At 61.6% G+C, this 21,366-nt stretch carries 15 protein-coding genes and 1 tRNA gene; 12 read left to right on the top strand and 4 right to left on the bottom strand.

Annotated features, from left to right (window positions below):
* The first annotated feature begins 16 nt into the window (after nucleotides 1-16).
* The 5 genes from ACP_RS09475 to ACP_RS09495 all read left to right on the top strand — a co-directional run bounded on the left by ACP_RS09475 (nucleotide 17) and on the right by ACP_RS09495 (nucleotide 8,999).
* Nucleotides 17-2,941: a TonB-dependent receptor gene (locus ACP_RS09475; protein WP_015897092.1), complete on the top strand. Its 2,925-nt coding sequence runs from the start codon at nucleotides 17-19 to the stop codon at nucleotides 2,939-2,941.
* A gap of 115 nt (nucleotides 2,942-3,056) precedes the next feature.
* Nucleotides 3,057-3,404, top strand: a complete 348-nt coding sequence (locus ACP_RS09480; protein WP_041839454.1) for a hypothetical protein — start codon at nucleotides 3,057-3,059, stop codon at nucleotides 3,402-3,404.
* Between the two features lie 185 nt (nucleotides 3,405-3,589).
* Complete coding sequence (locus ACP_RS09485) at nucleotides 3,590-4,576, top strand: efflux RND transporter periplasmic adaptor subunit (protein WP_041839455.1); 987 nt, start codon at nucleotides 3,590-3,592, stop codon at nucleotides 4,574-4,576.
* 5 nt (nucleotides 4,577-4,581) lie between these two features.
* A complete protein-coding gene (locus tag ACP_RS09490; protein ID WP_015897095.1) occupies nucleotides 4,582-7,638 on the top strand; it encodes an efflux RND transporter permease subunit in 3,057 nt (1,018 codons plus the stop codon).
* Nucleotides 7,635-8,999 (top strand): TolC family protein, encoded by a 1,365-nt coding sequence (locus tag ACP_RS09495; protein WP_015897096.1) that lies wholly within the window; start codon nucleotides 7,635-7,637, stop codon nucleotides 8,997-8,999. The genes ACP_RS09490 and ACP_RS09495 overlap by 4 nt, the downstream gene beginning before the upstream one ends.
* A 133-nt stretch (nucleotides 9,000-9,132) precedes the next feature.
* Here ACP_RS09495 and ACP_RS09500 read toward each other — a convergent pair.
* Nucleotides 9,133-9,208 (bottom strand) — tRNA-Ala (locus ACP_RS09500).
* Nucleotides 9,209-9,409: 201 nt separating this feature from the next.
* Here ACP_RS09500 and ACP_RS09505 point away from each other — a divergent pair.
* The 3 genes from ACP_RS09505 to ACP_RS09515 all read left to right on the top strand — a co-directional run bounded on the left by ACP_RS09505 (nucleotide 9,410) and on the right by ACP_RS09515 (nucleotide 12,618).
* On the top strand, nucleotides 9,410-10,093 hold the full coding sequence (locus ACP_RS09505) for a sigma-70 family RNA polymerase sigma factor (RefSeq protein ID WP_238525519.1): 684 nt from the start codon (nucleotides 9,410-9,412) through the stop codon (nucleotides 10,091-10,093).
* Nucleotides 10,090-10,767, top strand: coding sequence for a zf-HC2 domain-containing protein (locus ACP_RS09510; protein WP_041839456.1), 678 nt, complete (start codon nucleotides 10,090-10,092; stop codon nucleotides 10,765-10,767). The genes ACP_RS09505 and ACP_RS09510 overlap by 4 nt, the downstream gene beginning before the upstream one ends.
* Before the next feature lie 96 nt (nucleotides 10,768-10,863).
* Nucleotides 10,864-12,618, top strand: a complete 1,755-nt coding sequence (locus tag ACP_RS09515; RefSeq protein WP_015897099.1) for a tetratricopeptide repeat protein — start codon at nucleotides 10,864-10,866, stop codon at nucleotides 12,616-12,618.
* Between the two features lie 168 nt (nucleotides 12,619-12,786).
* On the opposite strand, the gene ACP_RS09520 is transcribed toward ACP_RS09515, so the two are convergent.
* Entirely contained in the window at nucleotides 12,787-14,580 is a 1,794-nt protein-coding gene (locus ACP_RS09520) for a MutS-related protein (protein ID WP_169305959.1), read from the bottom strand.
* A gap of 111 nt (nucleotides 14,581-14,691) precedes the next feature.
* Here ACP_RS09520 and lptE point away from each other — a divergent pair, with 111 nt between their 5' ends.
* The 3 genes from lptE (at nucleotide 14,692) to ACP_RS09535 (ending at nucleotide 17,402) form a co-directional block, all read left to right on the top strand.
* Nucleotides 14,692-15,240, top strand: a complete 549-nt coding sequence (gene lptE / locus ACP_RS09525) for an LPS assembly lipoprotein LptE (protein WP_041839457.1) — start codon at nucleotides 14,692-14,694, stop codon at nucleotides 15,238-15,240.
* Nucleotides 15,241-15,319: 79 nt separating this feature from the next.
* Entirely contained in the window at nucleotides 15,320-16,450 is a 1,131-nt protein-coding gene (gene holA, locus ACP_RS09530) for a DNA polymerase III subunit delta (protein WP_015897103.1), read from the top strand.
* Nucleotides 16,451-16,544: 94 nt separating this feature from the next.
* A complete protein-coding gene (locus ACP_RS09535; protein ID WP_083770567.1) occupies nucleotides 16,545-17,402 on the top strand; it encodes a PEGA domain-containing protein in 858 nt (285 codons plus the stop codon).
* A 76-nt stretch (nucleotides 17,403-17,478) separates the two neighbouring features.
* Here ACP_RS09535 and ACP_RS09540 read toward each other — a convergent pair whose 3' ends face one another.
* Nucleotides 17,479-18,339: a TraB/TrbI/VirB10 family type IV secretion system protein gene (locus ACP_RS09540; protein WP_041839458.1), complete on the bottom strand. Its 861-nt coding sequence runs from the start codon at nucleotides 18,337-18,339 to the stop codon at nucleotides 17,479-17,481.
* Between the two features lie 199 nt (nucleotides 18,340-18,538).
* Entirely contained in the window at nucleotides 18,539-19,486 is a 948-nt protein-coding gene (locus ACP_RS09545) for a DMT family transporter (protein ID WP_238525520.1), read from the bottom strand.
* Between the two features lie 347 nt (nucleotides 19,487-19,833).
* Here ACP_RS09545 and ACP_RS09555 point away from each other — a divergent pair, with 347 nt between their 5' ends.
* The gene (locus ACP_RS09555; RefSeq protein WP_083770568.1) at nucleotides 19,834-21,285 is read left to right on the top strand and encodes a DUF5666 domain-containing protein; all 1,452 of its coding nucleotides are present in this window, start codon (nucleotides 19,834-19,836) and stop codon (nucleotides 21,283-21,285) included.
* Nucleotides 21,286-21,366 lie beyond the last annotated feature (81 nt).

Here is a 21,366-nt window from a genome sequence, read left to right on the forward strand (position 1 = left end):
TCTTCAAGGAGAAGTAATGCCAGTTCATGCACGCCGTTGGAGTAGCTGCGTCACGCTGCTCGTTCTCACCCTTCTGCTCTGCGGAATTCTGCCCCCCGCCGGCGCGTCGTCCATCAGCACCATGGCCGAACCCGCGCCCAGCTCGACCGGATCCATCTCAGGCACCTTGACTGACTCCGCTGGCGCTGTGCTGCGCGGCGCACGCGTCTCCATCCCCGCCAGAAATCAGGTCGTCTTCACCGACCAACAGGGCCGCTTCTTCTTCAGCGGCCTTCAGCCTGGCGAATACACCGTCTCCGTCAGCTATGTTGGCTTCAAAAAGGTCACAAAGACCGTCACCGTAAGCGCCGGTTCCTCCACCTCTCTGAACCTGCAGCTTCAGGTCGCCTCCAGCAATCAGACCGTCCTTGTTTCCGCCGCCAGCGCTTCCGCTGAGGTCGAGGCCGTCAATGAAGAGCGCGCCGCCGACAACATTATGCAGGTGCTGCCGGTCAAGATGATCACCAGCCTGCCGGCCCCCAATCTCGGCAACGCGCTCGGCCGCCTGCCCGGCGTCAGCCTCACCCGCAATGAAGGTCAGGACCAGTACGTGCAGGTGCGCGGCACCGAGCCCCGCCTCACCAACACCACCGTTGACGGATTCAACCTGCCATCCGCTGACCCCGGCGTGCGCGAATACGACTACTCCGTGCTGCCTCCGAGCATCATTGATTCCGTGCAGGTCAGCAAAACGCTCCAGGCAAACATGGACGGAGACGGCATCGGCGCCTCCATCAACATCATCACCAAGACGGCCACTGACACTCCCACCTACGAGTTCACCGCGCTCGGCGGCTACAACCCGATCGAGAACGGACGCGGCAGCACCGACGAGTACGGCACCTGGGGCCGCCGCTTCGGACCCGGCAAGAAGTTAGGCTTCATCATCAGCGGCGAATACAACTACGACGGCACCGGCATCAATGACATGGAGCCCACGCCCGACATCGCCACGCTCCCCAACGGCCAGACCACCGGCTGGTTCGACGCGCAGGATCTGCGCACCTACATGTTCCACCGCCCCCGCTGGGGAGTAGGCGGCAGCCTCGACTACCGCATCAAGCCCGGCCACACCATCTATCTCCGCTACCTCTACTCGCACTACAACGACAGCGGCGACAAGACCGTCTACACACTGCATGACAATACGCCCGGCGTCCAATTGCTGGTCCCCGGCAACAGTGGTTGTACCGGAACCCCCACAGACAGCGGCGCAACCACCGCGCCCTGCAATACACCGCCCAGCTTCTATAACCAGCAGGAGGACGCGCAGATCTCCACCGGCGCGCTCGAACTCAGCAGCATGCATGTGCTCAAGAAGGCCTGGTACTCCTGGGGTGCCGACGTCGCCACCAGCATCTTCGGCGGCGAGCCCTTTGACTCCGGCAACTTCAACAACAACTCCACCGCGGGCGACTGCCACTATGAGCCCGGCAACACCACGGACTACCACCTGCCGCAGTGGAGCCTCGCCTGCTTTGCCGAGATCAATCAGCCGCAGAACTACGTCTTCACCGGCACGCAGCGTTCGCCCGGCCACAGCCAGCAGATCAACATCGGCTTCAATGTCTCGGCCGGATACAACTGGCAAATCGGCAAGAAGTACGACTCGCTGGAATACGGCGCCAAGTTCCGCAGCATGCACCAGTACGCCAACACCTACAACCTCAACGCCACGGCCAACACCGCCATTCCCATGTCGATGTTCCCCAACCGCCTCAAGCAGCCCAGATACTACAACGGCTCCTATCAGGACGGTTACAACGTCTTTTATAGCGACGTGGCAAAGTACGTGAAGCAGAACCCCACAGACTTCACCTTCAACGATGACAAAGGCGTCGATCCCTCTGACTTCGGCATCGTCGAGCACATCCCCGCGTTCTATGCCATGAACACCATCGACTTCGCGCGCGGCATCCGTCTCGTCGCCGGTCTCCGCGCTGAAATCACGACAGACAAAATTCACAACCTGACCTTCGATGCCAACAACAACGCATCGCCTAATCACTTCTCCAACACCTACTACGACATCCTGCCCAGCGCTTCGCTCCGTCTCCCCGCAGGCCACGGCAGCTTCGTTCGTGTGGACTACTCGCGCGGCGTCTCCCGCCCCGAGGAAGTCAGCCTGGGCCAGGCCATCAGTTGGAGCCAGAACGGCAACGGCTCCTACAAGTACACCGCATCGCTCAACAATCCCAACCTCAAGGCTGAAGTCGGTGACGATGTCGATGTGCAATACGATCACTACTTCAAGACCTTCGGCGTCTTCACAGCCGGTTACTTCTACAAGCACCTCTCCTCGCCCATCGTGACCGAGCAGAGCTTCGCCCCCAACTATCAGCCGCCCGGCGGCCCGCAGGGCTCTTATCTCATCAGCCAGCCCATCAACGCCGGCACCTCGTGGCTGCAGGGCATCGAACTGCAATACTGGCAACACTGGACCGGCCTGCCCGGCCTGCTCGGCGGCCTCGGCATGAATGCCAACTACAGCTACGAGACCTCCCGCATCAGCAGCATCACCGGGCGCACAGACCATCCCCGCTTGCCCTATGACGAGCCCAACAGCTTCAACATTGGGCCCACCTACAATCGCGGACCGCTCTCCATGCAGATGGCCCTCAACTTTAACCAGGCCGCAATCTTCGCCTATCAATACACTGACGGCACCGCCGGCGGTCCCAAGGGCCCGCTCGGAGACATCTACTTCTACAACCACACGCAACTCGACGCGCAGGGCGGCTACAAGTTCGGCCACGGACTGCAGTTGATCGTCTCCGCCTGGAACCTCAACAACGAGGAATTCGGCTTCTACAACGGAAGCAAGCAGTATCCCATCCAGCGCGAGTTCTATCAGCCCACCTACACCTTTGGCCTGCACTGGACACCCAAGCCGAAGCACTAAACCACTCACACGCAACTCACCGCAACGGCGCGCCGCACTCACGGCGCGCCGTTGCTTTTCGTCAAAGCTCAAAGTTGCGGTCAGGAATCTTCCTCTGCTAACGTCAGCATCAGTCATGCCGCTCACACGCAGCCATCACGCCAAGGCTCACGCCGGCACCTCATGGGTGCAGCGCCTGCTTGCGTGCGGCATGCTTCTCCTCGCTGCCTTCCTGGTGCTCGATCCGCTCTGGGAGTGTGCCGATCATCTCGATGATCTCCGCCATCTCGGGCCGCACGGCATGCTGATCATCCTGCTGCTCGTCGCCTGCGCAGGCATCTCTCTGCTCAAAACCTTTCAGTGGATTGGCCTGCTCCTGCATTACGTCGCCGCGCGCCTGCGCCCATTCGCGCTCTCGCGGCAAATCTACGCATGCATCATCGCTCCCGTCTGCGTCGCGTCTCCGCCGCCTCTGCGAATCTGATCTTCGGAATCTCTGCGCCTTTCGGCCTGCTCATCAGGGCACATTCTTCCTTGCCTATGTGACGAGCGCCGCTGTGCTTCCTCTCACGCAGAAGGATTCCACTCGTGCTTTTCCCTTTGCCCAAAAGTCTTCGCAGACCACGCGCGTCTGCAAGCCGCCGCATTTTTTGCGCGGCACTCACGCTCATGGCTCTGCCCATCCACGCCCAGTCCACCGGCACGATCACTGCGCAGCGCGTCTCATCCACGCCTCATCTGCGCGCATACGCACAGGTCGTGCCCATCAGCACCCTGCCCCTGAACGCAGCGGAAACGGGCACACTCGCCGGGCTCACCATCACACCGGGCACCCACGTGCATACCGGCCAGGTGCTCGCCACCTTGCGCGGGCCAGAGATTGACAGCCTGCTCCTCGAGCTGCAGGCCAGCCTGCGCAGCGCAAAGGCACAGCTTCGCAACGCGGAAAAAGCGCTCTCCATTCAGCGCGAACAATTACGCGCGCATTTAAGCACGCGCCAGAGCCTGCATCAGGCCATGAGCGCCGAGGCTTCTGCACAGGCAGCGCTTGAGACCATCCAGTCCCGGCTACACGCCACCCGGCAAATGGCGCAGATCACCGCGCCCTCCGACGCACTCGTGCTCTCGCTGCAGGCTGCGAGCGGAGAACGAGTCAGCGCCGGCCAGCCCATCGTCACCCTGCAACCCTCCAGCGCACTCTGGTTGCGCGCGTCCTTTTACGGCGGCAATACCGCACAAATCCATCCCGGAATGACCGGCCTCTTCACGCCCGCCAGCGGCGGCAAGCCCATCGCGGTTCGCGTCCGCGCCATCTCCGGCGTCACCAACCCGTCCGGCAGCGAATACGTAATGATGACGGCTGCAAATGCATCCTCACCTTGGCAAAACGGACAATATGGTACGGTCACCCTCAACCTGCCCGCCGCTCAGGTCATCGCCGTTCCCACCCGCGCGCTCATCCTCAGCCAGGGCAGTTGGTGGGTCATGGTTCACACCGCGCAAGGCGACCAGCCCCGCAAAGTCATCCCTGGCTCCGCACGCGGCTGGACAACCTCAATCCTGAGCGGCCTCAAGCCGGGCGAACAAGTCGTCGTCCAGAATGCCTATCTGCTTTTCCAGTCAAAAACCGCCGGCCAATATCAGATTCCGGATTAGGCACCATGACAGATACAAATTCGTTCCGAAGAATCCTCTTCCAGCCTCTGCTATGGGCGCTCCTCTACGGCGGCCTCATCGCCTATGGCATCTACGCCTATGTCAACATCCCGGTTGAAGTGCTCCCCGCCTTCAACTTTCCTGAGATCAGCGTCATCGCCCATGAGCCCGGAGCCACCGCCACCGAGCTCGAGACCGGCATCACCCGCCCCATCGAGGGCGAACTCCTCGCCCTGCCCAATCTAGACAGCGTGCGCTCCAGCATGGGCAGTGGCACCGTCGAAATCGACACCCGCTTCCACCAGGGAACAAATCCCACGCAAGACCTCATGGCCGTCAACAGTGCCATCGATCACGTCCGCAGCCAGATGCCTGCCTCCGTTCAGCCCCTCGCGCAGATCATGGGCAACGGCATCAACGAGGTCGCCGATTACAGCCTGCAAATCCCTCCCGAAGACTCACCCGCCGCGATCGAGCAAACCCTGAAGGCAGAGGTCATCCCTCAACTCCGCGCACTCCCCGGCGTCTATCAGGCTCAGGTCTACGGTGCAGGGCAAGAGGCGCTCTGGGTACAGCCCGACATCTCCGCGATGCGCCGCTACGGCATTCCCGTCACTGCCATTGTGGCGGCCCTGCGGCAGCACATCCTGCTCAAGCCCGGCGGCTATCTCACCCTCGGCCATCAGGACGCTTTCATCGAAGTCCGCAGCCTTCCCACGCACATTTGCAATCTTGAAAGCATCGCCGTCCCCGGCGCCACCGGCCCTATCCCACTCAGCGATCTCGCGCGCATCGTGCGTGCTCCGGTGCCCACGCTCAATGCCGCCATGCTTGACGGAGTGCCCTCCATCGCTCTGCTCGTCTTCAAGCAGCCCTCGGCCTCCACCGTTCCCGTGGACCAGAGCGTGCAAAGAGTCCTGCATGCAAGCCTCTCGCAGCTTCCGCCCGGCGTGCATTGGATCAACATCTACAGCCAGGCACATCTCGTACACAGTGTCGGCTCTGATCTCGGCCGCAACCTGCTCATCGGCGGCATCCTCGCCATCGCCGTCTTGCTGGCGGTGCTCGGCGCAGGCCGCGGCATCTGGATTCTCGCCCTCAGCATCCCGTTCTCGCTGCTGCTCGGCATCGCTGGTCTCTACGCCACCGGCCACACGCTCAACCTGTTAACGCTCGGCGCGCTCACCATCGCTGTCGGCCTGCTCTGCGACGACGGCATCATCGTGCTCGAGAGCATCTATCACCGGTGGGAGCAAGGCGACGACCACTGGACAGGCATCATCCGCGGCCTCAAAGACATCGCAGGGCCAGACGTAACGGGCACGCTCACCACCGTCTCCGTATTCCTTCCATTGCTCTTCGTCGGCGGCCTCGCAGGGCTCTTCTTCATTCCCTTCGCGCTCGCCATGACCTTCTCTCTGCTCGCCTCGCTACTCATCTCCGTCACGCTCATCCCGCTTTGCCTCGGCTTTCTAAAGACCAGCCCGCGTCCCCGGCCCACGCGCGCCGCCACGCTCCTCGACCGCCTGCGCAAGCAGAACGAACACCTCTTCACGCGCGTCGCACACCATCCCAAAGCCAGCCTCGGCATCTGCATTGCGCTTCTCCTTCTCAGCCTCGCCGGACTTGTCCTCGTCCCCATCAATATCCTGCCCTTGCCCAATGAAGGCGTGCTGCTCATGAGCTTCACGCTGCCCCCCGGCTCCTCTCTGCTCGACACCGAGACAGCCGTTTTGCACATGACCCACCGCATGCAGGCAGACAACGCAGTCGAGCACGTCTTCGCCCGCATCGGCTCACCCTCCAACGGTCTCTACACTGAGCCCGCCTACGCAGGCGAAATCCAGATCACACTCAAGCCCGGCATCCACGTGAACTCTCTTGATGCCATCGCCAATCGCCTCACACACGAGAGTCAGACTCCCGGCGTTCAGATCTCCGTCGATACGCCCACCATCGAGCGCGTCGGAGAAAGCCTCTCCGGCCTGCCGCAGCCCTTCGTGATCGATGTCTTCGGCAACAGCCTGCAGACGTTGCGCAGCGTGTCAGAAAAAATCACCCACCGTCTCAGCAGCATCCCCGCACTGAGCGGCGTATTCAACAACGACGGCTATCGCGTGACGGAGCTACGCATCACACCCAACGCATCTGCCTTGGCCGCGCAACACATGACGCCCGCGCAGCTCTACGCGCAAATCGCGCCTCTGACAAATGGCGAAATCGCTGGCGAAGTTCCCCAGGGCAACACCTCACTCGCGATTTACGTTCGCCTTGCCAACGCGCATCACCAATCCATCGCATCGCTCGTGCAATTGCCCATCCGCACAACCGGATGGACCCCGCTCGGAGAACTCGCCACCATCCAACTCGTCGCAACGCCCAACCAGGTACGGCACATCGACGGTGCGCGAGCACTCGAAATCATGGCGACTCCGAACGGCCCGCTCGGCAGCACCATCGCTTCCGCGCGCAAGGCTCTGCGAGGTCTCGCTCTTCCGCCCGGCTATCGCGTTGCTTTCGGTGGCCTTTATCCGCAACTGGAGAGCGCGGCCCTCGGCCTCCTCGCCGCTGCGACTGTCGCATTTCTTCTCATGCTCGTTCTCATGATTCTGCAATTCGACGGCTTTCTCGTCCCCGCGCTGCTCCTGCTGCAAATTCCACTCGCATTTACCGGAGGCGCATTCGCGCTGCTCATCAGCGGCGTCGGCCTCAACGCCATCGGGCTCGTCGCCATCCTCACGCTCGTCGGCATCTGCCTCAATCACGGCATCGTGCTGCTCTACCGCGCCCGCAAAAACGAAGCCGGCGGCATGTCCATCGAAGACGCCGTCAAAGAAGCCGTCCACGTCCGCTTCCGCCCCATTGTTCTCACTACGCTCACTGCGGTGCTCGGCATGCTGCCCACCGCCCTGGGCTGGGGCCAGGGTGCCGCGCCCGAGCAGGGTCTCGCCGCCGTCATTCTTGGCGGCATTCTCTGGAGCGCTCTGCTCAGCACCAACCTGCTGCCCGCGCTCTACCTGCACGCACGCCGCAGGCAATTGGCCAAAGGAGCTACCGCATGAAGCGCCCCTTCTCTGTCGCGGGCAGCCGCATCGCTGCAGGCCTGCTCTGCATCTTGCTGGCCGGTTGCGCCACTTACCATTCGCGGCCTCTGCCGGTTGCGCCTGACCTCACCCGCGCGCCACAACTCATGATTCCCGCCAGTCAGTTCCAGTTGCCCGGGCTTGCGCCCCATGCCATTCCGCGCAAAGGACTCGACCAGGCCACCATCCTCCTGCTCGCTGTCTGCAATGATCCTGATCTGAAAGCGGCCCGCCTCCAGGCCGGCATCGCCCGCGCGCAGATGCTCCAGGCCGGCCTGCTGCCCAACCCCACCTTCAACGCCGGCTTCGCCCAATCCGCTCGTACCTATGGCGGAGCACTCGGCCTGAGCGAAGATCTGCAGGCGCTCATCACCCGTGGAGCCACCCGCGCCGCGGCCTCCGCGGCACAACAGCAGGTCCACCTCAACATTCTCTGGCAGGAGTGGCAGGTTGCCGCCAAAGCCAATCAGGCATTCCTTGAGGCTCGCGGCAATGCACGGCAAATCACCCTCCAGCGCGTGGAAGAGCATCTGCTCGCCAGCCGTTATCAGGCAGACCGCAAGGCCATGCAGCAGGGCGACATGCTCAGCACCACTGTCTCGGCCGATCTCGTCCAGTTCTCCAACGCGCAAGACCGTCTGCGCCAATTGCAACTGGCGCAGAACAGCACCATGCATCAGCTAAAGCAGCTTCTCGGACTCAAGCCCGGCGCGCCGCTCCAACTGCTCGGCACACCCTCCGCTTCCGGCCTCAGCCCGTCGCAGTTTCACTCCGCTCTTGCCGCGCTTCCGCATCGCCGCGCGGATCTGCTCGCCCTCCAGGCCGGCTATCAATCCCAGCAAGCCGCCCTGCGCAGGGCCATCCTCATGCAGTTTCCCGCCCTCAGCGTTGGCGTCAACATCGAGCGCGATCCCGTCGAAGGTGTCAACAGCCTCGGCCCTGAGGCCAATCTCAGTCTGCCCATCTTCAATCACAATCAAGGCAGCATCGCCATCCAGCGCGCCACCCGCGCCTATCTTTGGCAAACGTATCAGGCCAGGCTCGATGCCGCCGTCAGTCAGGCGCACGAGCTATGGAAGGCCAATCAACTCCTCGCCGCCCAGCTTCACACGCTGCGCGCCACTCTTCCCCGCCTCAAGGCGAGGGCCGAGGCCGCCCGGCAAAGCCTCCAGCAAAATGACCTGGATGCAGCCGCTTACACCGTGCTCGAAGAGGGCTATCTCGCCAAACAGCAGGAGGCCGTCCAACTGCAAACCTCCCTCGCCATCTCACGCGCCACCCTGCACATGCTCCTCGGCCTGCCCATCGTCACACCGGCAGAGCACACCCGATCGCGATAAAAACGCAAATCCGCGTAGAAAACATGAAAGATCTCAGGAGAAAAAGGCAAATCGGAGAAGGCAATCCACCCGGTAATGAGACTGCAGAGAATGCTCTTTAGGAAGGGGAAATCGGGAATTCAGGAGGGAGTTTTGGTGGACCTGATCGGGATCGAACCGATGACCTCTTCCATGCCATGGAAGCGCGCTCCCAGCTGCGCCACAGGCCCACTCGTGTTGCTCTTCTTATTGTCGGTGAGCCGGGCATTTTCGTCAATTCCCGCTGCCCCCTCCACGCGTGAGCCACAAGGAACCTTCTCCACCCCCTCGGTGTCTATACAACCAGCGGAAGGCAGAAGCCAGGACTCTTCCGCGAAGGCGCGCGTTTTCCTGTAACCTGAAGGGGGTCAGAAGTGGCCGCAGGAACTGCAGTGGGAAATTTAGCAAGCGCAATCGGATCCCGTCCCGAAGAAGCCGCCATCGTCGCGCAACTGCGCGAGGGTTCAGAAGAAGCCTACGCCTGGCTCATCTCCAAATATCACCAGCCGATCTACAGCCTCGTAGCGCGAACCATCCCCAATCCCTGCGACGCCGCCGACCTCACCCAGGAAATCTTCATCAAGATCTTCCGCGGCGTCGGCAAGTTTCATGGCGATGCCAGCCTGCGCACCTGGATTTACCGCATCGCCCTGCACGAGGCCTCCAATCAGCGCCGCTGGTGGTCGCGCCATCGCCGGCAAGAGATCACCATTGAGACCGAACTCTTCGCAGCAGAAGAAGGCGACGCCCTCTGCCTCAAAGACACACTCATCGACGAACACGAGTCGCCTTTCGACAATGCGGCCCATCGCGAGGTCGCTGATCGCGTCGAGGCTGAGCTGCGCCTCATCCCGGAGCCCTATCGCACCGTGGTCGTACTGCGCGACATCGAGGGCTTTGCCTACGAAGAAATTGCTGAAATCCTCTCGACCAATCTCGGCACCGTCAAATCCCGTCTCATGCGCGGCCGCGCGCAATTGCGTCAGCGGCTTCAGCCCTACGTAGAAGCTGCACGCCGTAAGCCAGTGCAGCCGGCCATCCGCTTTTCCCCGTCTTCTGCAGAGGAGGCGCCATGAATTCCTGCCGTGCCACCCGCAATTCCTTTTCCGGCTATCTTGATGGAGCACTCAGCGGAGTGGAAATGCAGTCCATCGCCGCTCACCTCTCCTCCTGCACGGCTTGCGCCGCGGAGTTCGAGAGCTGGCGCGCCATGCAGGACGCACTCTACCGCCTCGGCCCCGCCAAGGCGCCCGAAGATCTCGCGCTCCGCCTGCGCGTAGCCGTATCGCGCGAACGCGCCCGCACACCCCGCAACTGGCTCGCCGACTTGCGCGTCCGTTGGGAAAACTCGCTTCGTCCGCTGGTCCTGCAGGCCTCGGCGGGCTTCGTCAGCTCCGTATTGCTTATCGGCACCGTCGCGCTCATGGTCGGCACTCTGGCAGCGCCGCCCGCGGCAGTCGCCAGCAACGACTCGTCCGAAACCGCCACCGCGCCCCGCCTGCTTTACTCCAATGCCGAGGGCAGCGGCGCTTTTTTCAGCCCGTCTCACGCCGTTGTGGTCGAGGCCTACGTGGACGGCCAGGGCCAGGTCTACGACTACCGCATCGTCGCCGGCCCGCGTGACCCCTCCACCCGCGCCGCCGTTGAGAATATGCTGCTCTTCAGCATCTTTCAGCCGGCCATGATGTACGGCCAGCCCGTCCGTGGCGTCGCTCTCATCTCCTTCTCCGGCGTTGCCGTCCGCGGATAATCGCTCCGGCGCAACCTCTGCGCCGGCAGTGGGTGATTGCATCTCCCTCGGCTCGATGCATAGACTGGCATACAAGTCAGGTCCATATTCCAGCCCATGCCGTCTTTGATTCGTCTCCGCTCTTTCGTCAGTGTCTTCACCGCCGCGCTGCTCTGCTCCGGTGCTGTCTTTGCGCAATCTGCCAGCGATGTCTCTTCTCCTGCGCAGCAGCAGCCTCCCGCGTTGATTGACCCCGCCGGACCATCCATCAGCCTGGCCACCAGCGAAGTGCTCTTTGACTTCGGCGTGGCGCTCAATGCCTGCGGCTACAATGACGGGCTGGCCAACTCCGAGCCGGTTCGCATGAAAATCCGGCAGGAAGTGGATCAGACGCTGGCCACCTCCACCGCCGCCACTGCGGACCGCGATAAGCTCTGCGTCTTCTTTGAGCGCCACGATTTCGGCAACTCGGCAAAAAATGTCGCGCAGTACGTCTCGCTCGGGCTTTACCTCACGCCGCCCCCGAACCTCAAGCTCACCGTGCCGCAGCAGAGTCTGCCGCCAGATGCCAACGGCGTTCTTGATGTGCTGCCCTTGCTGCGCAGCTTCGTGCAGGATGCGGATCTGCACGCCACCTGGGTCAACAACCACGCGGCTTATGACAAGCTGGTCTCCGTGCTGCATGGTCCCATCACCCAGATGACGCTCAACACTGACATCTATTTGAAAGAGCCCATCAGCACCTATACTGACCGCCGCTTTCTCATCGTCGTGGCGCCCATGCTCAACCCCGGCGACACCAATGCCCGCATCTATGGCGGCGACTATATCGTTGTGGTTTCGCCCTCAAAACAGGGCACGATTCACATGCACAACGTCCATCAGGCGTATCTGCACTATGAAATCGACCCGCTGCTTTACACTCGCGCCAACGCCATTGACCGCCTGCAGCCCTTTCTGAACATGGTGCAGAACGCCCCCATCAGCTTTCAGGACAAAAGCGGCATCATCCCCTTCGTCATCGAATGCCTCATCCGCGCCATTGAAGCCCGCACCATGAACACTGGCGTGCCCGTCTACAAGATTCCCGCCAACGCGCCTCGCCGCGAAATGACCGCCGACTACCGCAAGCGCACCGCCTACCTCAAGCAGGTGGCCCGCGTACGGCAAAACTATGTAGACAAGTCCATGCTGCAGGGCTACATCCTCACCCAATACTTCTATCGCCAGCTCATCGCCTTTGAGCGCACCCCCACCTCACTCTCACAAAGCATCGGCCCCATGGTCTACGGCATGGATGTGCCCTCGGAAATCGGCCTCATCAAGAGCCTGCACCTGCACTTCGACGCGCAGCCAACATCCGAGGTGGTCGAGAACACGCTCGCCGCGCCCGATGCTCTCGACCACGCCGAATCGCTCCTGGCGCAGAATCATCCCCATGCCGCCGCCGCCATCGCCAATCAGGCGCTTGCCGATCGCACGTCCTCGCCTGACCGCGCCTGGTACGTGCTCGCCCGCGCCAGCCTTGTGAACGGCAATGTCCCCAATGCCGTCGAGGACTTCCAGAAAACCATCTCCGTCTCCAAAAATCCACGCCTCGTCGCCTGGTCGCACATCTATCTCGGCCGCATCGATGACGTGAACGGCGACCGCAACGCCGCCCTCGCGCAATACAAGCTGGCGCTCGAATTCCAGGACGACTCCAGGGACACCATCCAGGCCGCGCAGGGCGGCCTCGCCAGCCCCTACCGCCTGCCCGGCGAGCCCCCCGCACCCGGAGCATCCAACTCCACTCCGGCCACCGGCAAACCGCCCGCGCCCAGGACCAAAATCAAGCTGCCAAACCCGGCCCTGCCCCCGCAACCCGAATAGCGCAGCCAGACAAGCAAAAGCCCACGCCCGCAAGCGTGGGCTTTTCTGTGCCCACTCTGGAACTCGTCTCATAAATACGCGGCTGCTGATTGTGGAAAGTGTGAGACCCGCCGCCGAAGCGGGGCTCATACCCCCTATCGAATAAAAGATCTATATATGAGACCAGTTCTACGCGTCCTCGAGCACGCCAATCATGCGCAGAATCGCCAGCGCGTTCGAACGCGCCGCCACTCCCGGCTTCAACCGGTAGTCAAAGTGCAGAGGATCCTCCGCATCTTCGCTCTCCATATGCACGTTCACTCCACCCATAGGCCCGCGTTCCGCAATCGCCGCCAGCGCCAGATCATGCGTGGAGAGCGCTCCTACGGCTCCATGCTGCATCAGCACATTCACGAGACCTTCCGCGGCCACGCGGCGGTCCTGTGAATTGGTGCCGCTGAAAATCTCGTCCACCAGGAAAAGCAACGGGCCATCCTTAGCCAACCTCACCATCTCCCTTAACCGTTCCCCTTCGGCAAGAAAGCGCGACCGTCCATCCAACAGCGAGTCGGCGGTCGTGATCGACGCGCCCAGCCGCATCTCACTCAGCCGGGCCGCGCGTGCCCGCACCGGAGCGCCAGCATAAGCCAATACCGCATTCAGCCCCACCGTCCGCAACAGCGTGCTCTTCCCGGCCATATTAGAGCCGCTGATCACGTAAAAGCGCTGCTCCGCATCCAGCCGCACATCGTTCCCTACGCAGCTTTTTCCCGGCAACAGTGGATGCCCCAGCTCTTCGGCTGCAAATGCAACCGTATCTGCTACAAACTCAGGAAAAACATGCTCTGGATGCTCAAACGCATAGCCCGCCAGCGCCAGGAGCGTTTCAAACTCGCTCCATGCATCCACCCATCCCTTCAAAGCCGCCCCATAACGGGCACGCCAGCCTTCCATGGCCAGCAGAATCTGCACCTCGGCTCCGGTCACCCAGGACGGTACATAAAACCATTCCTTGCGGCACTGCTCCAGTCCGCGTGCCAGACGCTGCAACTCGCCAATGCGCTGGCTCGCATCCGCTCCCTGCACAGCAGCCAGCAGGCCCTTGAGTTTGGGCGCAAGAAATGCCTGCTGCTGCTGCAGCCGAAGCCCATCGCGAAGCACTGTCAGCTCGTCGGCCAGCAGCACAGCGGAATCGACGCGATCTCTCAGCAACCCACGCAGCGGAAGCAATAGCAAAAGCTGCGCCCCCAGCAGCGGCAGCACAATCCAGAGCGCGGGCCAGAGCGGCAACAAACCGGTCAGCGCCAGCAACCCCGCAGCCGCCAAACCCACTCCCAGCACCAGCATGACTCCAGGCTTCCAGCGCGATACCGGCACAGGGGCAAACTGCATCCACCGCTCCAGAATCTGCACCTCGCCTCGCTGAAAGGAGTACTCCCCCAGCGCCGCCACTGACTCCCGCAACGCAAGCTGCGGCTGCAACTCGTGCACCGCCTCTTGCCGGCTACGAGATTCCCCGAGCGGCACCGCATCCAGCAGATAGTCCGCCAGTCGCGACGCCCCGACCTCTGACCGCGTGGTCCGCAGCAAGGTAAACAGCGAACGCTCGCCTACCACCTGCAAATCATGCTGATACAGGTGCTCGTCCCTCGCATAGTCAAGTCCTGTATCCGGCAGCTTGGTCCACGCACCGCGAAGACGCTCCAGGCCTTGGGTATAAAAGTTGCTGCGGCGTGCGATATCCAGCCCCCTGCGGCGCGACTGCGCGTAGCGGCGAAAGGCAAAAGCCACCGCTGCCAGCAGCAGAGAGGCCAGAGCCGCAGGTGGAGCAGGCCAGTCCCGCACCACCAACCCCGCCAATCCTGCGGCCAAAGCAATCGCGGCAACCTTGGCCCTCTGCTGCGTCTTCCCCAGTTCGGACAGCCGCTGCCCTAAAGCCTCCAGATGCTCTTCATACACCTGCCAGACTGTCTTCTGCTTCACGGCAGTTCCCTCCGCCGTTTGCGCGGCGCTGATTTCCATCTCCAGCAGCCTCCTCAAGGTCCCACCCAGTATAGGCAGACCCTCGCCTGCCCATGCGAAACTACCAGTAGCATGTCCCGTCTGGCGCTCGTTCTATTCTCGGCCTGCCTGCTCCCCTGCTCACTATGGGTGAGCGGCTGCAACTACCACGCGATGGACACTCCCTCGCACCTGCCGCCCAGCCTCGGCCGCCAGTCCGCGCAGACGCTCGCCATCCCCACCTTTGTCAACCACACCAACGCCTATCACGTCGGCTTTGACTTCACGCAGGCCGTCATCCGCCAGTTCACCAGCCGCTCGGCATGGCACATTGTGGACCACCGCGACCCCGAGGCCAGCGCCACGCTCTACGGCCAGATCAACAGCTACTCCGTCGTGCCGCTCACCTACGACAACACCACCGGCCGCTCCTCCAGCTTCGTCATCACCATCAAGGCCAGCCTGCGCGTCATCAACCGCCGTGGCAAGGTCATCTACCAGAATTCCTCCTACACTTTCCGCCAGCAATATGAAGAAACCCAGAACCTCGCCAGCTTCATACAAGAGGATTCCCCTGCGGAAGAGCGCCTCGCAAGGGACTTTGCCTCCGCTGCCGTCTCCGATATTCTGGACTCCTTCTGATGCTTTTCCCCGCTTCCAATTCGCAGCTCTTTTCCACACAAACCAGGGCATCCCGCGCATCTGAGCGAGGCCGTCTCTAATGGGCGCGGGCTTCGCATCCACTGAGCGCTTCCTGGCAGAACTGCACGAGCAGCGCCTGCGTCCGGGCTACGTCTTTGCCGGCGACGAAATCTTCCTCTACGAGCGCTGCCGCAAAGCCATTCTCACGGCCCTCGTTCCGCCGGAGATGCGCGACTTCTGCCTCTCTGACCTCGACCTCTCAGAAGTGAATATCTTCGAGGCGCTCGACCGCGCACGCACGCCCTCACTCATGGCGCCCTTCCAGGTGCTCTTTCTCCGCAATCTCAAAACCCTCTACACGCGCGGCTCCAAAAAAGAGGAGTTCGCCGCCATTGAGGAGTATTTCCGGTCGCCTAACCCGCAGGCGCTCGTGCTATTTGTCGCCGATCATCTCCGCATCCCCGCCGACCCGCGCCGCATGGACATGGACGACAAGAACCGCTACGAGCGTCTTCGCGAAACGCTCGGTGAGTGGTGCGGCATGGTCGAGTTGGCTCGCGTTGACGAAGCCGACGCCCTGCGCTGGCTTACTGCGGAATCGAAACAGTACGAGATACAAATAGACAGCGACGCCGCGCGCGAGCTGGTCGACGCCCTCGGCGCAGACATGATGATGGTTTCCAACGAGTTCGAAAAACTCGTGCTCTACGTCGGCGAAAAAAAGCGCATCACTCTCGGCGATGTCGAGACCATGGTCCTCGCCGCCAAGCAGCGCTCGCTCTATGAGCTCACCGACGCAATCTCCGCCAAGGACAAGGTGCGCGCCATCTCTCTCCTGCACGGCCTGCTCAATGCCTCTGACGGCGGCGAAGACTCCGCCATCGGCCATCTCTACATGCTGGCCCGCACCTTCCGGCAGATGCTCGTCATCCTTGAGAAAAACGTGCGCGACTCGCGCGCCATCTGGCAGGCGCTGTGGCAGGGCTTCCGCATGCCGCCCTTCGCCGCCGATGACCTCATCCGCCAGGCACGCCGCTACAAATCCCGCCGCGACCTCACCCGCGCACTTCGCCTCATCGCCCGCGCGGACATGGAACTCCGCTCCCAGCCTCCCGACAAGCGCCTCGTCCTCGAGCGTCTCGTCCTCGAACTGGCCAGCGAACCACGCCCCGCCTCCGGCTCCACCGCCCAATACGCCATGGAGTGGTAACTTTCGCAAAGTTTAAGTTATTACTTCCCATATCTCCTATGAAGTGTTAAAGTTCGGCTCACTCTCCTGAAACCACTCTTGAAAGTGAACTGCCATGAAAGTTGCAGTGCTTGCGTTATGCGCTCTCTTAGTCGCATCCCAGTCCGCCGATGCTCAGCAATCGGCCCCAGTAGTAAAAAGCGCCACGACTACCCCGGCCAAAACTTCCAATACGTCAACGATCCCAAAGCCACACACCCTCTTAGATGGAACCCCGATAAAGCTACGACTTGATCGCACAGTATCTTCCGCGACGGCCAAAGTGGGAGACGAAGTGAACTTTGATGTCCTTGAGGATGTTTCTGTAGATGGAGTCGTTGTTATCCCCAAAGGCTCCCTGGCGCTGGCTACGGTCACGGTTGCTCAGCATAAGCGCAGTATGGGGCGGGCAGGAAAGCTCAACGTAAATATAGATAGCGTCCGTCTTTCAGACGGCGAAAAAGATGCCCTCCGCGCGACAGAAGGCGGCAATGGACATGGGCATGTCGGTGCAATGACTGGCGCTATGGTAGCAACCGGAATCGTCTTCTTTCCGGCGGCCCCGCTGTTCCTCTTTATGCACGGCAAAGACATCACGATTCCAAAAGGAACCGAGATTACCGCCTACACCGACGGAGACATGAATCTCGATCTCGCGAGATTTGAACCAAAAGCCGCCCCGGCAGCCGCAGTCGCGGCCACATCGCAAATCACGATCAACTCCGATATCCCAGCTTGCGACATTGAAGTAGACGGGGCCTTTGCCGGCAATACTCCATCCACACTCTCGCTCGCTTCGGGCAAACATGTAATCACCGTCCAGAAGGCAGGCTACACTTCATGGACAAGAACCATGCTGGTATCAGGCTCTTCGGTTCATATAGATGCAGACCTGACACCGCAGCAAAATGCAACTAAACTCTCAAGCCAATAACTCTGTTTTGAAATTACAATGGCCCCGGAGCAGTCTCCGGGGCCATTGCATTTATAACTCGATCCGCAGGGATCCCTTACTGCACCGAAGGCGGCCCGCCAGCCGAACCGCTCCCATACCCGCGAGGCCCGCCCGTCTTCACACTCAAGGTCAACTGCGTTCCGCTGCCCAGCGAGATATTCTTGCCCCGGGCAATCAGGGCCACGCTGCTATGGTTCGCCGCCGAATGGCTCAGCCGGACGCCTGGCAGTCCGGCCACCTGGCCGCTGCCCGAGCCCTGCATACCATAATTCGCGCCGTTTCCGGCCATCGCGCCCGTTCCGGGGCCGACTTGAGCGCCGTTATTGCTTCCCAAGGAGCCGGTTGCCCCCAGCGCACCGCCGGCATTCGGAACCCAGCCACCGGCCACTCCTCCATTGCCGTTCATTGACGATCCGGCGGCCATGGCGCCTCCCGGCATTTGAGCCGCACTTGCCCCACCCGCGCCATAGGCTCCGCTACTCGCCGGCTGCTCTGAAACAGACGTAACCACCGCATCAATCGGAATCGTGCGTCCGTGCTTCACCTCCGCACGGTCAAAGTTGAAGGCCAGCCGCGCGCTGCGCTGGGCGTGCGACTCTGCCTGCGCCTGCGTCACCTGGCCAATCAGCCTGGTGCCGCGCGGCAGTTGTGTGCCATTCTGCAACCTGGCCGCGCGGGTGGTGCGCGCCACCACTTCATCGCCGGCCTTGGTGTGCTTGGCGTTGATTTCTTTGGTGAGCCGCGCACTCACCGGTGTGCCTTGCGCCATGCGATTCATAGCGCCTTGGCTCATCTGACCCGTCGCCTGCGCGCCGCCATTGTCCGGACTCTGCCTCTGCGCAGTCGCCGGCACCGCCTGCGTCTGAAGTGCAATCGCAATCAGCGAAACGGGAAGGAAGGAAGCCCACTTCTTCATCTCTATTCTCCAGCGGAAAGTCACTCGAACCATCGAACTCCGGGCCTTCGCTCAAAAGCCCCCATAGTTCTGTAGTTGCTGGGAGAAATACCCGCGTTGCCTTGGCCCGCACGCCGTCCCGCCACGCGGCAAGACCATTCGGCAGCGAACCACTTCATTCCCTTCGTTCTTCCCGCTCGAAAATAATTCTGCTCGCCGGTTATTCCAGCACACTGTCCGGTTCCACATGCCCGGTCATCGTCAGCACCACCGCAGCCGTAATAATCAACGCGCCGCCCAGCCACGCGCCCGGCCCCAGCCGGTCACCCAGCAACTCCACTCCCAGAATCGATCCCAGCGCCGGCTCAATATTCAAAAACACACCCGCCCGCGAAGCCGGCACACGATGCATGCCCCAGTTCCACAACAGCGTCGTGGCCGCCGTGCAGGCCAGCCCGCTCGCCGCCAGCGCAAACCACACCTGCCCGCTCAGCCCATGCACCGGCGGCATACCCTGCCGCCACACCACCCACACCGCCAGCATGGCCGTGCCGGTCAGCAATCCCCACACCGTCACTGACAGCGGCGAATGCCCCTCCCGCATCAGCTTCTGATTCACCAGGATCCAGCCCAGCGCAAACACCATCGCCAGCACCACCAGCAGATCGCCTGCCAGGCTCGGCCCCTTGCCGCCCGCCGCGCCATGCCGCCCGCCCAGAACAATCAGCGCCACGCCGGTCGTCGAACCCGCCAGCGCCAGCCATCCCTTCCAATCCAGCTTCTCGCCCGCGAACAGCCACGCACCCACCGCTAAAATCACCGGCATCGTGCCCACCATCAGCGAAGCATGGCTCACCGTCGTCATCGAGAGCCCATAAAACTGCACCAGAAACTGCACCGGAATCCCCACAAACGACGCCGTCAGCAGCCACGCCCATGCACGCCGGGTAAAGCGCGGCCACCGCACCACCGGAAGCAATCCCACACACGCAAACAAAAACCGGTAGAGCACCATGTGCCCCACCGGCAATTCCGTCAGCGCAATCTTCCCAAAGTAAAAACCCGTGCCCCACAGGCACCCGGCCAGCGCGCACGCACCATAGCCAAGCACACGCGTCATCGACGTGGAACGCGGCGCACCAGAACCCCTGACTTCGCGGACAGGCATGTCCCCAGCTTACGTGGGAATCACCACTCTTTGGAGCCATCCCTTTATGCGAGACTAACCCGCTGAACAATCCCGGCTGGAAGCGTCTTGATGGCATCGATCTGTTGCGTGGTCTCGCTATCTTTTTCGTCTTGATGAACCACGTCAATATTCAGCTTCCGTTCCCGCCTGCGCCCTCGCAGGCTCTATAGCACTCCTCCAGGCGAACACGGAATGACAATCCGAACACTCACAAAACATTCGTAACCGTCATTGTCATCTATGACGCAAACTTCACTACGCCGTCATTCATTCTGAGTTCTGGCTGCAGTAGATTGTGATCGGAATCTCCCCCTGCGGAGGCAATCATGAGCCGTAAACTATCTCTGTTCCTCATCTGCACGCTCACGGCCGCTACGCTGAGTCTCGCGCTGCTCACCGGCTGCAGCAATGGAACAATGGCGGCATACACAAGCCCATCAACCGGTGCTGCCCCAGCTTCTTCCTCCAGTTCTTCCATGCTGATCACAGTGGGCGACGCACCGCCCAGCAGCATTCTCGCCGCGCAAGTCACCATTTCATCCATTGCGCTCACACCCGCCGCAGGCGGCAGCCCGGTCATCGCTCTCAATACTCCGGAACCCGTGGAACTCTCCAGTCTCGGCGCAATTCAGGAGCCGCTCGAAAACATCAGCGTACCCGCCGGAACTTATAACTCCGTCACTGTGACGATCAGTGCCGCGCAGGCCACCTACCTCAATTCCAGCAATGCGGTCACCACCTCATCGGCGGCTCTTTCTCAAACGCAGGCGACCATCGCCCTCAACCCGGCATTGTCCATCACCACGAGTCAGAATGTTCAGTTGCGCCTCAACTTCAATCTTGCGCAGTCATTCAATTTGACCGGCACAACTCTCAGCTTCACACCTTCCATCACTTCGGCGGCCGCTGCCATCGATGGTGAAAGCTCTGCCGATCGCCAGGTCGAGGTCTCCGGATCAGTCACCGCCATCAGCAGCACCTCCATCACTCTTAAGTCTTCTGACACCGGCCTCTCCTCTACCTTCGCCATCAATTCCTCTACTCACTTCTCCAACGGAGCCTCTGCCGCCACCATCCAGACAGGCTCCATCGTCGCCGTCGTGGGCGCCATACAGGCAGACGGAACCCTGCTCGCCACCAACATTTCCGTGAGCATGAGCGGACAAGCGATCCAGGGAACGCAAAGCGGAGGAAGCGGCATCATCACCGCCGTCTCCAGCGATAACACCGGCGCAGTAACATCGTTTACCTTTGTTCCACGTGAGGACTACGGCGATCAGACAACGCACACGCCCTTGACCGTCATGCTCAATGCATCCACCGCCTACAGCGTCAGCGAAGACGCCGTGCAGCAGGGCATCGCTGCGACTGCCTTCAACAACGCGCAAATCTTTCCCGGCCAATCCGTAGAGGTCATCGGCACCGGCTCCGCATCTTCCGCCATCACTGCGCAATCGGTTCGTCTCGCCGCGGAAAGCCTCAGCGGAACCCTCACCGGCTCTCCCCAAGGCGTCTCACCCACCTACACATTTGCCTTGCAACTGCCAGCTTCGTCCTTCCTCACCACTTATCAGTCCCTCACTACGCTCAACGCTGCTACCGATGCGCAAACGCAATACGAAGACAGTCTCGGCACCACGGCTTTCACTTCCCTGACGTCGTCCGCCAATCTTGAAGTGCATGGGTTCCTGTTGCGTGACAGCTCCGGAAACTTCCTGCTCACCGTCGCTGACATCTCGCAAATACAAGACACCTCAACCGGCAGCGGAGATAACTGACACCAAAACCTTCCTGTAGTCGCTCACAACGCAAAGCGGCAGCCATTCATGGCTGCCGCTTCCAATTACCCAACTTATAGT

This window comes from Acidobacterium capsulatum ATCC 51196 (assembly GCF_000022565.1).
GTDB classification, from domain to species: Bacteria; Acidobacteriota; Terriglobia; order Terriglobales; family Acidobacteriaceae; genus Acidobacterium; species Acidobacterium capsulatum.